Here is a 13,154-nt window from a genome sequence, read left to right on the forward strand (position 1 = left end):
GAGGGACGGTCAAGATGAGAATGATAGCATTATGCCAGAAGTCATCTTGGCGTTATGTCGGCTTATTACTGCTAGGTTTGGGCGGCATAAGTATCACCGCTAGGGCGGCGGATTCGGTGAATGTCAGCTTTTCTGCGGAATTTGTCGCACCCACTTGTACCATGAAGGTGCCCTCTTCGGTCAATTTCACCGCCAATGGATCCTCGCTTCAGTCTTCAAGCTTAACCGGTGAAGGGGTGACAGCGATTGGCGGGGTGGAGCTTGCTTTTAGTAATTGTAGTAACCAGAGTTTTGCCGCCGCAGTCCCACAGATTATCGTTACCGGAAGAACGGTGCGATTGGGGGGGAGTGATTACTATTTTGCTGATGCGCCGACGTTAGCAACGCCTGCAAACGGCTATGGCGTCAAATTGTCGGTCAACGGCCAGCCGCTTTTTCAGGACAACAGCAATATTGCTGTTACTGGCGGTGTACTTGGCGGGGGCGTAATTCGTGCAAAGGCGGGGAGTACGGTTACGTCATTAAATGGCACCGTGTTGAATTTAACAGCGCAATTATCATGTGGAAGTTATTCCCCTTGTAGTGATGCACCGTCTCATAAATTGGGCGAGTTTAAAGCCTCAGTGACCTTTCAATTGGCTTATGAGTGATCCCGGAAAATAAATAGATGAAAAAAATTCGTAATGTGTTGACGGTGTTTTGGGTTGCATTATGGGGGGGCTACCCATTGTTGGGGGCTACGGAAGGGCTCAAACTGCCCCAGACGCGTGTGATTTATCACGCAGAGAATAAAAGCACCACTGCGGGCATTCAAAACCTGAGTGATATCCCTTATCTGGTGAAGGCCGAAGTGGTGAATCTTCCCGGGCAGCCTGATCAACAGGCCATTCCTTTTTTGGTGACACCGCCCTTATTTCGCTTAGAGCCACAAGAGCAGTTTCGGGTTCGTATTTTACTACAGGGAAAAACAGAGTTACCCACTGATCGGGAATCTGTGTTTTATCTGAGTTTTTTGGCGATCCCCTCCACATCCCAACCGGGTCAGGCGGTGGATACTACAGTCACCGCCCGGTTATCTATAGGGATACAGCCACTGATCAAGTTGTTTTATCGCCCAGCAGCATTACCGATGATGGCGGGTGAAGCACAAAGCAGACTGGTATTTCGTGCTTATCAGGATGAGGTGGTGATGGAAAATCCTACCCCCTATTATCTGACGTTAAATACGCTCGAGCTTAAAGGGCAAAACATCGACTTGGCGCAAACCGGAGCGATGATCGCCCCATTTTCCAAGAAAACCTACCGAGTCATTGGGCAAACAGCGAAGGCGACTTATAGCACCATTAATGATTACGGCGCAGTGAGTCAACCCTATCAGCTGGCCATCTCCGTTTCGGGGGGCAGACCATGAGTTTGGGCTGGCATCAAGCATTTGGATATGCAGTGAGATATCGCCGATGTCTGTGGATGGGGATATTACTGTTTCTTTGCGCTGGGCACACTTGGGCTGGAAATGCCAATGAACGCCAGGGCATTACCTTGCAATCTACGCGCGTTATTTATCCGGCTAATGAGACCAAAGGGATAACCTTTGCCGTCACTAACGATACTCAGTCGGTGTATTTGGTGCAATCGCGCGTTGAGGACTGGCCGTCTTCACTTGCTGAACCGGTCGATGCATCCAGTGAGGTGAAAGCGGCTTCCCCGTTTATCGTCCTGCCGCCATTAACTCGCCTAGAGTCCAAGGATACGCTGACATTGCGTATTCGTTTGATTGAAAAAACATTACCCGCAGACCGTGAGTCTGTCTTTGCGTTTCAGGTCAAAGCGATCCCGAGCCAAAGTGAAGATGACAAACAGCCTGAGAGCAATGGGGCTGGGCAAGCGCGCATTATCTTGGCATTACAAAATACCTTGAAGCTGTTCTATCGCCCTGAGGGGTTACCGCCGTATGACGTTAAACAGGTTGCCCAAGCATTGCAATTTCAGCGTCAGGGAACGCAGCTTGTGGTGACCAATCCTACCGCGTTTTATGCCACGTTTGATGAGTTGTCAGTAGCAGGAAAGCCCATTGAGGCAGACGCATTATTTAGCATGGTGCCACCGTTGGGGCAGCAAAGTTACCCGTTACCCAACGCGTTGCCTTCAGGCGAAGTTCGCTGGCGGTTACTTGATGACTATGGTGTCAAGACAGAGCCTGTGACACGCACACTCAATAATAATCGTTGAGAAGATAGATGATTAGGCCTTATTACACCCAGCCTTCCTACAGACGGCTAGGTAAAAAAAAGTTTTCGTATCATCCTTTAATGTTTGCCTTATGTTTGGGGTGTCACCCGGTGTTGGCGGATGATTACTTTGACCCCGCTTTTTTGGGTGAAGCAACACCGGTGGATTTATCGGCATTCTCTAAGCCTGGCGGTGTGGCTGAAGGGGAATACACGGTAGTGGTATTGATCAATCAGCAGGCCACCGGGGAATTTACGCTGAATTTTCAGAAAAATGCCCAAGGCCAAGTGGTTCCCTTACTCACGATCGCACAGTTGGAACAGTGGGGGGTGGATGTCAATAATATTCCGACACTCAAAGCGCTTGACCCCCAGACGGTGATTGATGATTTAGCCTCTTATATTCCTCAGGCGACGACTAAGCTGGATCTTGCCAATTCGCGTTTAACTGTCAGCGTGCCACAAATAGCCATGCAGCGTTCCTATGGCAACTGGGCTGATCCCAGTTTATGGGATCACGGCATTCCGGCATTTTTGACTAACTACAGTATTAGCGCTGGTCGGACAACCAATACGGCGGACGGACAAAGAATACAGAATGATAATATGTTTGCCTCGTTCCGCATGGGGGCTAATGTAGGGCCGTGGCGGCAACGCAGTACCATGACCTATACCCAATCCCGTGATAGTGGCGGGGACTATAGCGCTAATCATTCGCAAACCCAATTCTCAAATACCTATTTGTCACGTGATCTTCGGGGATTACGTTCAAGCCTGTTGTTGGGAGAAAGCAGTACCGGCAGTGAGATCCTGGACAGTGTGCCTTTCAAGGGGATTAAACTAAGCTCGAATGAGCAAATGCTGCCCAATCAGCTACGCGGGTTTGCGCCGATTATAAGCGGGGTCGCCAATAGCAACGCGCGCGTCACGGTGCGCCAGAACGGGAGCATTGTCTATGAAACCTATGTGGCGCCGGGGCCTTTTGCGATTAATGACATTCAACAATCCGGGATGTCGGGCAATTATGATGTCACCCTGACCGAAGCGGATGGCACGGTGCGCCAGTTCACTGTGCCTTACTCGTCTTTACCGATGATGTTACGTCCCGGTGGTTGGAAGTATGAATTGACCGGCGGGCGTTATGACGGAGGTTATACCACTCAGTCACGGGATGCCGATTTTCTCTTGCTGACCGGTGTGTACGGGTTACCGCAAGATGTCACGGTGTACGGTGGGACACTGTTGTCCAAAGATTATCGAACTGCCAGTGGTGGCATGGGGATATCGTTGGGCCATATTGGTGCCGTTTCTGTTGATATGACTCACTCTGCCGCGCAGTTTGAACAAGAGGGTACCCAAACTGGGCAATCTTACCGTGTGCGCTATTCTAAAAGCCTGTTATCAACCGGGACTGCGGTTGATTTAACGGCATTACGCTATTCGACCAAGCATTATTACAGTTTCAGTGAATTTAATAGTGAGGGATATCAATTAAGTGAGGGGGTGACTCCGTGGGTGGCACAACGTCGGCGTAGCAGCCTCCAAATCCAGTTAAGTCAGCAGATGGGAGATTGGGGGGCATTGGATTTCCGGGCTAATCGAGACGATTACTGGGGTAGTGACCGAAGCTTGAGGGGGGTGTCTCTGGGCTACAGTAATAATATCCACGGGATTAACTATGGTATTAATTACAATATTGACCGGGTGAAAAGTAGTTCGGGGTACTGGCCGGAAAATCGCCAAATCTCGCTGAATATCAGTATACCCTTTAGCATGTTGGGCTCCTCACCGATACTGCAATCTCACTATGCGACGACATCAATCACCCATGACAACCGTGGGCAGACGCAGAGCCAAACGGGGCTGAGTGGCCATTTACCGAACAGCAATGTGAATTACAATTTATCGCAAAGCTGGGGTAATCAAGGGCAAGCGGCAAACAGTAATCTCAATGTGGGCTATCTGGGAAGCAAAGGGACACTGAGCACCGGGTATAGTTACAGCCATCAATCAAATAGCCTAAATATGACCGCCAGTGGAGGGGTATTGGTACATGCAGAGGGGGTCACTCTGTCCAATACGCTGGGGGATTCAGTGGCACTTGTCAGTGCCCCTGATGCATTTGGGGTGAAAACCAATAGCAGCAATGCGATTACTGATTGGCGAGGTTATGCGGTTGTTCCTTATCTTTCGGCTTATACCAGAAACAATGTCGGGCTTGATCCGAGTAGTTTACCTGACGATATCGAATTAGTGCGTTCCAATATCAATGTGTATCCGACGCAAGGTGCGGTAGTTAAGGCGACTTTCGCTACCCGTGTCGGTTATCAGGCATTGATTACCTTAAGACATGATCAAGGTATGGTTCCTTTTGGGGCCATCGCATCGTTAATGGGCGTCCGACCAGGGGAAGAAAATAGTGCGATTGTCGGGGATAATGGCCTGGTCTATATGAGTGGGTTACCGAAATCCGGCAGTATTGTGGTGAAGTGGGGGAATATATCCTCGCAACGCTGTACGGCAATCTTTGACGAAAAATCATTAGCCCTTAATCCTGATAGTGGTATTCGCCAGGTGACATTGAGATGTTTATTTGAAGTGCCTGAAATTCAAGTGGCAAGTAACGGCTAGCCGAATTTGGTGACATAAATGAATACTAAAATAGACACTGCCATTGGTTTTCTTGGGCAACAGAAAGGGTTAATAGCGCAAGCTAAAATTAATCTATTTTTTATTTTATTAAACTGAACTTATTTATCGTGGTGTTTTTAGAACGCTATAAGTTTATATTTAACACTAGCAATGACAGGATAAGGATAATGAAAAATATTACCATGCCCTATTCAGGTTTAGTCTCTCGACGCGTGAAACGTCAGTTTTTGTGGTTGAGACAGGGCGCGGTGGGTGGAGTCGCTCTTTTCATGCTTTGTCCTGCTTTTGCGGTTGATTATATCGTTTTCCCCGGGAGTGTGATGCAGCTGACTACCATTAACGGGCAGCTTAGCGGCGGGACCGGCACGACAATTACCACCTCAAGCTATTCTTTGCGTATGGCGGGTGGTGGGCTGACAACCGCTAGTATTGATAGCTCCTGTCAAGTACCCGTCACGGTAAATGGTTATACCGGGACCGCGGCAGTGGGTGGGCGCAATGATATTGTGGTGGGGGTAACGGGTACCAGTAGCGGGGCGAAAGTTAATATCGGCACCACATCTGCGGCGGTGTCTGGTAAGCAAAATATCTACTCCATTGCGGGCAGTTGGGACAAGTATGGCAAAATAAGTTCATCCACCGCATCCGCAGCGAGTTTGGGCCGGAATTGCCTCTATCCGTCGGGGGCCCCAAGCAGTGGGAGTATATATTATACTGGCGCCGCTAATGCGAATGCAGGGAATGTTCCTGCCACCCTTAATTTGAATATCTGGGCTTATATTGGCCCTAATGTTCCCTATGGAACTTATAACTTGACGCAATTATTTTTTCGTCAGGGAGTTTCAACCTCGACTGCAGCATTGGTTTCAAGTAAAGCTATTCTCAATCCAGGTGATAGGCTGATTGTTAGAGCGCCCCCTTGTTCGTTAGGTGTGGGCAAAAGTACGGTCACTTTTACTAACCTGTCGACATCTTCCGATATGTCAGCATCAGTCGGTGATAGCTTATCCGTGAATTGTACTGGCAGCTCAGTCAGTGCTAAAGCCTATGTTAGAGCCACTGGGATAACAGGAACGGCAACGGCTGATCTGTATGGGTTGGGGCTGATCAATAGTGATACCAAACAATCAAAGGTGGATGGTACCGGAATCATTGTCCGTGGTGAACTGGGAAACTCCCGCGCAAAAAACTGTTCGGGAGGTAGGGAGGCAAGTTCAGTTTTATTTGCTCCACAATCATTATTGCCGGGATATTATGTGTTCGATCTCTCTGCCACTAGCCGTAATATCGCAATCCCACTGGAGTGGTACGCCTGTACAACATCTAAGACTGTGCCAGGAAAATACACTGGGGCGGTAACGCTGGGTATCACTTATCAGTAAATGGCTGTTTTATGCCAACCGATAGAATACCGTTTAGCGGCCAGCGCCATATCTGGCTCTCTGTATCACAATACAGTGATGCAGAGAGCCAGGAGATAAACCTACGGCTGAGGTTAGATTAAGTCACCTTTAATTTGTTGCAGCTTCATAAGTCAGCACTTCATCTGCCTGCGTGGTCAGGGTGATGTTATTGACTGAGTCATGTAGCAAAACATCTTGTATATAGCTGAAGCTCCATGCCTTTTGTGTATCAAGATAAGTTACATTATCGAATTGGCTGTTATGTAGAAAGGAGATATTGGTCGCAATGGCGTGGTTAAATCTGACATTTTCAAAATGCAGATTTTGATGATAAGCATCACGTGGGAAAGTGAAGCCATAAGCCGCTTCCATCTCCGCAACGGTCATACCGTCAACCAAAATGCTATTTTGGGTACCCCCATCAATGCTGATATTTTGTACTTGTACATCACGAAATTGTGCCGGTTCTGATGCAGGCACCGCGTCATTAACATCGGAAGCGTACTTGATAGTAAAGATAAACGGTTGCTTGCCAAGGGATGACATCGCATTGTCGCGAAATACTACATTACGTGCACCACCACCATAGTAAGGGCGGCTTTTCATCCGTAGACCAACATCGGTCAGGTACATCACATTATCTTCCGCCAGAATATTCTCGATCCAGGCACCAGTGTGGCTACCAGCGACAACGGCCCCGTGACCATTACGGAAATAGTTATTGAAAATCCAGGTGCCACTTTGCGGCGGTTGGTGATACTCCTCAACTCCTGCGCCGAAACCTGCCGCGAAGTTTACGCAGTCATCGCCAGTATCGAAGAAGCTGTTAAACACCATGGCGTTCTGGCTATTACCAAACTCCAGCCCATCGGCGTTATTGGCATCGTAGGTTTTATTAATAATGCCATTGATGGCGATATTCTCGTTTTCCAACATCATGATGCCATGATAGGCCGGGTTTAATATGGTCAATTGGCCAATATAGAGATTCTCAACACCGCGTAAGGTGATTAAGCTGGAGCGTCGGTTACTGTATGCGGTACTGGCAGGCAGACCATCAGCAATCCCCTGTGCAGTTTGTGCCGCGGCGAGAATACCGTCCGTATTGACCTTATTGACATTACTGGCACGATATTGTGGCAGCGTGTTACCCGTTTCATCGGTGAGATTTTCTGGGCCACCCGCTTTGATGCCGCGTACCCAGCCATTGCCGTCAATGGTTCCCTGACCAACAATGCGAATATTCTTGAAGGTACCGGCATGGGCAGAGCCAGTATCATTGGGCTTTAGCGCATTAATCAATGATGGCGGACGTTTTGGCAGTGGGGCAGGGAGCTGATAAGGATAGAGGTAATAGCCTTTTTCCAGCGGGTAATCGTCAGGGGATGCCGACCCTAGCAAAGTGGCATTGGCGGTGATTTCCAGCGTCATATCACTGTGTAAGAACAGTGCGCCGGTTTTAAAGGTGCCCGGGGGAATGAGCACTTTACAGCCTTGTGGATACAGTTCAATGGTGCAGCTATCAATGGCCTTTTGGATTGCCGCGGTATCCAGTGTCGTACCATCACCTACTGCGCCGTAGTTTTGGATATTGACTACTTGGGGCGCGGTGGGGGTTGTAAATGCCAGTGGTAAACTTTCTACCGATTCGGTTCCATCAGCATAAACTGCACGTACCGTAAATTGGTAGGTGGTTTCAGGCGTTAAGTTCTGAACAGTAAAATTATGCAGGCTGATTTTGCTATGCCACTGATTAGGATCTCGGTTTTGATAAAAACTATCGATATAGGGCTTAGCCGGTGAGTAGGCATCGTGGTTGGCTTTGGTGCCACCAAGCAATTTGCCATTCATATAGACGTTATAATCGCTGATATTGTTGTATTGTTGCGGCTTGTTCCATACTAGCACCACACTATGTTCATCATAGGCAAGTGGCGGAATACGCACATTTTGTGGTGCGGCAGAGCGATCAACGGGGGAGTCTGAATTCGAGTTCTCGTTTGAGTTCGAGTTCGAATTCTCGTTTGAGTTTTCGCTTGAGTTTGAGTTTGAGTTTGAGTTTTCGTTCGAGTTCGCGTTTGAGTTCATGTTTGAACTCGAGCCATTATCGCACCCACTAACTAATACACTGAATACCAGGGGTAGACAGCAGGCAATACGGCGAGAAAATAAAAAACCAGACATACTCTTCTCCAATCAGGTTAACGTGATGTTTAAACATCATTTTTCTGGAAAAAAATTCTATTTTTTGATTGCCGCAGTGGCCAGTATCGATAAGCGGCATCACGGCAATAATGTAGTTTTATTTATTGAAATACAATTTCAAAAAATAGAAAATATCATTCTTTTTTTGATTAAAATCGATTTTTTGTTTGTTATTGTCAGGGAGATCACAGAGGAGGGGAAGGGGGGTAACGCTGCGATATCAGCCGCACCGCTAAGGGTGTTCAAGAATAGATCGCTATGAACGGAAAATGTTCACTCAGAATGTCAGACAGCGTTTTATTGAAAAGTGGGGGTTGCCAAGGCAAAACGATTGGTACATAATGCGGCCCACATTGGCAGTGAATGTTCAAAAGCATTTAATATCAATGTGTTAAATTAGAGCTTGAGTTATTTGCCGGCTCAAAATACGTAAATCATGCTGTTGAACAACAGATGACGCAGTAATAAGTAAGCTAGTTATAAGTCAATGATAAGATAGTACCTATGCGACGCGGGAATAGCTCAGTTGGTAGAGCACGACCTTGCCAAGGTCGGGGTCGCGAGTTCGAGTCTCGTTTCCCGCTCCAATTCTTCTTCCAGTGGAAGCTTTTTGGTTCCACAACTCATTGAAATAAAATCGTAAATCTTCTCGTAACTTCCATGCAATAACATGGGAATGTACTCAAACTCAGATCATTTAAGTCCACTGACAACACCCTCGAGCCTATTTAGTAGCTCAATCGGACAATTTTCCTCATCAACAGTCTGTAGCTACCTTTAATGGCAGTGCGTGTCTGCTTCCTATTCCTCTTCACCAGAACCACAACTGAAAACCAATATAGATGAGAGCAACCCGCAATGGCTCACCTGACCGATTTAGCCGTTTGCCGTGCCAGAACTACCCGCAAACTATTTCATCCATCAATATCAATAAATTGCTGTTGTTGTCATGACCCTGAATTAGGTCATCCGTAATCTGTTGATCAGCTATACAAAAAGAGCCCACAGTGTTTCCACTGTGGGCTCCCAATTTATTGGTTAGACAATAATTTGGTTATTGGTTAGACAATAATTTGGTTATTTTGCAACAACGTTTCCAGATCAGTATGGACATTAGCCAACGTAATGGCACTGGTAAAGACGTTCGCATTGCCTGAACCATCGCGATCAATACTGATCACCGTGTCATTGCCGACGTTCTCCACCTTCAGGTACTTAAGAATACCTTGGGAAGAGTAGTCCAATTCCATATTGCCATCATCCTGGAAGAAGGAGATTGAGCCGTTGTAGTCCAGCAGATCACTCAGGTCAATCAGGTCTGCATCACCGTCAGTCACCACGTCACCCACATGGAAGCCATGGACGATATCGCTGCCATTACCGCCGGTGCCGTCAGTTTCCATCCCTGCCAAGACCTTATACATCAACGTATCGTTACCACCGTTAATCAGGTAGAACGTATCGTTGCCGCCGCGGCCTTCAAACAGGTTGTTAGCCGAGTTATCAGTAAAGGTGTCCGCCTGGCTAGAGCCAATCAAGCCTTCGATACTGATCAACTTATCAGAGCCTTGGCCTGTGGCCGTACCTTCCCACAAATTAGCTGTAATGGCCGCAGACGAACGGCTGTAATCAACGATATCCATCCCCGCTGTCTCACTCCAGACTGCCTTACCACTGACAATCTGGTTCCAGCCACCACTCCCGTTGTAGGTATCGTCACCCGCTGAAGCAAAGAAGGTATCGTTATAGCCGGTACCGACAATGCCCGTTGCGGTGGTATTGGTGGCAGCAGTATCACTTTCCGCCGTCAGTACATACGCATCATGGGATTTACCGGTGGTTAAGCCCCCCCAGTTCTCATTAACCGTGCTATTGGTGTAACCGCCTTGGCTACTTTCTGCGCCAACATGGTTGGTCTGGCCATTGGTAATACGCAACAACTGCACCGAGTAAACTTCATTCGGATCCAACCCGAAGAAGCTTACCAGACCCATACTGTTGCTCGAGCCCGAGGACTGTGGGTTAATCAACTGCGTTGCCACCAACTCACCCTTCGAGTTATACAGCTTGACGGTATTGCTGTAGAAAGTATTGATGCCTTGGCCATCAACAATACGGATCTGCAGGCTGGTACCATCCGGCGCAATGTTGGTGTTTTTCACCAGCAAGGTCGGTGCAGCATTATCACTCGACACCACTGCGCCATCTGCACCTGAACGATACAGCACCAGGTCCATTGAACCATCCCAATCATAATCCAGGGCGACTGCACCCGTCAGATTACTGTAGGTTGTTGCTGTCAGAGCAATGCCGGCAGCCGACCAGTTGTTAGTGCCAGTGTTGAGATAGAGTGCAGGGCTAGCGGTAACACCCGAGCGTGGCACTTCAACGATGTCCATTTTACCATCATGGTTCCAGTCAACCGCCAATGAAACACCACCATCCAAGTTGTCACCAAACCATAATGCCTGAGCGTCTGTAGCATTCAGATTACCCGTGCCATCGTTCAGATAGATACGGCTTTCATCAGTGTTACCAACAGTAGCGCCTTTAGAACCACGGCTCAGGAACAGATCCAACCAACCATCACCGTTGTAATCGGCATAGGTCATGGAAATGGCCCTATCACCGGCATCTTCATGGCCGTCATTGCGGAACACATTGGAATAAATATCTACTTTGCCAAAGTTGGTCTGGTTGGTACCTGTGGTCTGGTTATACAAGACAGCAAGACCGCGCCCGAGGTTACCTCCGTTCGACGTAAGTGTGTTGAAGTCGACATGGCCAGTAATATCAATGGTACCGTTATTATCGATATCCACCGCCCCAAGTTCGTGCATAAAGCTCAAGCCAGCAGGCAGCGCGCCACCTGGGTGACCATTTGTGCCGTCAGCACTCAGTACACCATTTTCGTTCTTAAGGAACGATATAGAGTCTGCTTCCGAGTCCGCCAACACAAAGTCCAGATAGCCATCACCGTGACGGTCATAGGCTATCACCCCCCCTAAGTGGTTAAGGCTGCCTTGGTCTACTGATTTCGCCGTGTAACTGCCATCTGCATTCTGCATCCAGTAGGCAGTACGTCCACCGTTACCATAAGAACTGACCTGTGACATCACATCAGTCAAACCATCACGGTTAATATCCGCAAAGGTGGCCGAGTTAATATAGCGACCATAATAGACATCGGTTACATCGCTTGGTTGTGCCAGGTACTTGGAGCTGTAATCCTCCAGGTTTTGCATATTGTAGACTCGCCCGGAGTTGGCGGTATTTGTGCTCGTTGTACCACGCGCACTCTGGAAGAATGACCACAAGCCATTACTACCGATAGTCACCGCTGCCGCATTCACGCCAAGGCCTTCCCCATCGGTGGTGCCGCCCCACTTCTGCTCAATCAGCGTGCTGCCGTTACCCTCAGTGACCCCGATGCTGGTGGAGGCACTTAACGAAGAACGGTTACCTGCCGCATCCCATACCATAAAGGCAAGATTATGCGCGCCGGCTGGCATGGTGCTGCTGATTGACCAGGTACCGTCATCATTCGCTTTGGCAAAGCCGATAATCTGATCCAGCCCTTCCTGGTAGGTCCCATTACCGTTGACATCACTCACCAGTGAGACAATCGTCCCCGCTTCAACTTTACCGTATTTGGCATCATTGAAGGTGTAGTTGGTGGTGCTGTTAATAATTTGCGGTACCTCAGGCGCACCAAGGATCGCATTCGGTGCCTCCAGATCAATCACAACCTTATAGTTGCTATTGAAATTGACATTCGTGCCCAGGTTACCGGCAGCATCAATCACCCGCAGTTGGTAGTTAAACGTGGTGCTCTGAGTGACCGCAGCCAACTGATGACTCCAGTTAGTCCCGGCTTCAGACAACAGCGTGGTCCAGTTACTCCCATTATCAAAGGAGATCTGTAGATACTGGTCGTTCTGCAGTGCAGCGCTTAACGCCCCCTTGATGGTCACCGTACGGTCGCGGGTGTTCATATCGCTGTTTACCGCTGTCGCACTGTGGCTGAACAGATCGCCGGTGGTCAAACCGTTCGAGGTATCGGTGGTAATACCCGCTGTGGTGGTCAAACCATTCAGGTTCGGTGCCACGGTGCTCACTGTCAGCGCATGTGCATCGGTGTCACCAATATTACCCGCCTGATCAACCACACGCGCCTGGATGGTATAGTCAGCTGACGTCAACGGCTTGCTTTGCAGATCTACCGTCCAACTGCTGGCGGTCGTGCTGCTCGCTTTAGTCCAGGTTTTGCCGCCATCAACACTCACTTCGACCCACTCGTCTGCCAGCAGGGCCTTGTTCAGTGTACCGTTAATCAACAACGTGCTATCGCTGGTGTTGAAGTCGGTATTGCTGATACCCAAGTCATCACTGATTGAGGTGATGGTAATTACCGCATCAGAAATCGTCGCATCAATGGTGATGGTTTGAGTCGCACTCGGCGCACTCTCCTGATCTGCATCGTTGGTCCCCGTCACTTTGAAGTTGTAAGTACCGTCTGCCAATGCCGGGTTGGGTGTAAAGCTCCAACTACCACCTGGGCCTGCAGTAGTAGTACCTACCACAGTTTTATCGTTATAGATGGTAATCGTATCGCCTTCAGCCACCGAAGAGGTCCCGCTCAAGGTTGGCGTATTGTCCTTGGTCA

Annotated in this window: 8 protein-coding genes and 1 tRNA gene; 7 read left to right on the forward strand and 2 right to left on the reverse strand. The window is 48.6% G+C overall.

The genetic code is table 11. The annotated features are described in order from the left end of the window. The first annotated feature begins 14 nt into the window (after positions 1-14). The 5 genes from IO95_RS06995 to IO95_RS07015 all read left to right on the forward strand — a co-directional run bounded on the left by IO95_RS06995 (position 15) and on the right by IO95_RS07015 (position 6,262). Positions 15-650 carry a fimbrial protein gene (locus IO95_RS06995; protein ID WP_023490128.1) on the forward strand — a complete coding sequence of 212 codons (636 nt, stop codon included), beginning with the start codon at positions 15-17 and terminating at the stop codon, positions 648-650. 17 nt (positions 651-667) lie between these two features. Beyond that, positions 668-1,411, forward strand: coding sequence for a molecular chaperone (locus IO95_RS07000; RefSeq protein WP_023490127.1), 744 nt, complete (start codon positions 668-670; stop codon positions 1,409-1,411). 32 nt (positions 1,412-1,443) lie between these two features. Then, positions 1,444-2,229: a molecular chaperone gene (locus IO95_RS07005; RefSeq protein WP_235186741.1), complete on the forward strand. Its 786-nt coding sequence runs from the start codon at positions 1,444-1,446 to the stop codon at positions 2,227-2,229. Positions 2,230-2,309: 80 nt separating this feature from the next. After that, positions 2,310-4,859 (forward strand): fimbria/pilus outer membrane usher protein, encoded by a 2,550-nt coding sequence (locus IO95_RS07010; protein ID WP_235186742.1) that lies wholly within the window; start codon positions 2,310-2,312, stop codon positions 4,857-4,859. 188 nt (positions 4,860-5,047) lie between these two features. Continuing rightward, positions 5,048-6,262, forward strand: coding sequence for a fimbrial protein (locus tag IO95_RS07015; RefSeq protein WP_023490124.1), 1,215 nt, complete (start codon positions 5,048-5,050; stop codon positions 6,260-6,262). Between the two features lie 129 nt (positions 6,263-6,391). Here IO95_RS07015 and IO95_RS07020 read toward each other — a convergent pair whose 3' ends face one another. Next, positions 6,392-8,467: a glycosyl hydrolase family 28 protein gene (locus IO95_RS07020; protein ID WP_023490123.1), complete on the reverse strand. Its 2,076-nt coding sequence runs from the start codon at positions 8,465-8,467 to the stop codon at positions 6,392-6,394. 25 nt (positions 8,468-8,492) lie between these two features. Here IO95_RS07020 and IO95_RS07025 point away from each other — a divergent pair, with 25 nt between their 5' ends. Continuing rightward, positions 8,493-8,750 carry a hypothetical protein gene (locus tag IO95_RS07025; RefSeq protein WP_023490122.1) on the forward strand — a complete coding sequence of 86 codons (258 nt, stop codon included), beginning with the start codon at positions 8,493-8,495 and terminating at the stop codon, positions 8,748-8,750. 249 nt (positions 8,751-8,999) lie between these two features. Further along, positions 9,000-9,075, forward strand: a tRNA-Gly gene (locus IO95_RS07030). Positions 9,076-9,549: 474 nt separating this feature from the next. Here IO95_RS07030 and IO95_RS07035 read toward each other — a convergent pair. Further along, the coding region (locus IO95_RS07035) for a VCBS repeat-containing protein (protein ID WP_152554908.1) at positions 9,550-13,154 on the reverse strand (3,605 nt) is incomplete at its 5' end.

The sequence above is a fragment of the Serratia sp. DD3 genome (genome assembly GCF_000496755.2).

What these genes read in the sequence shown, in the direction of transcription:
- IO95_RS07000 (WP_023490127.1), top strand. Translation starts at nt 668, where the DNA reads ATGAAAAAAATTCGTAATGTGTTGACGGTGTTTTGGGTTGCATTATGG.
- IO95_RS07015 (WP_023490124.1), top strand. Translation starts at nt 5,048, where the DNA reads ATGAAAAATATTACCATGCCCTATTCAGGTTTAGTCTCTCGACGCGTG.
- IO95_RS07010 (WP_235186742.1), top strand. Translation starts at nt 2,310, where the DNA reads ATGTTTGCCTTATGTTTGGGGTGTCACCCGGTGTTGGCGGATGATTAC.
- IO95_RS07020 (WP_023490123.1), bottom strand. Translation starts at nt 8,467, where the DNA reads ATGTCTGGTTTTTTATTTTCTCGCCGTATTGCCTGCTGTCTACCCCTG.
- IO95_RS06995 (WP_023490128.1), top strand. Translation starts at nt 15, where the DNA reads ATGAGAATGATAGCATTATGCCAGAAGTCATCTTGGCGTTATGTCGGC.
- IO95_RS07025 (WP_023490122.1), top strand. Translation starts at nt 8,493, where the DNA reads ATGTTTAAACATCATTTTTCTGGAAAAAAATTCTATTTTTTGATTGCC.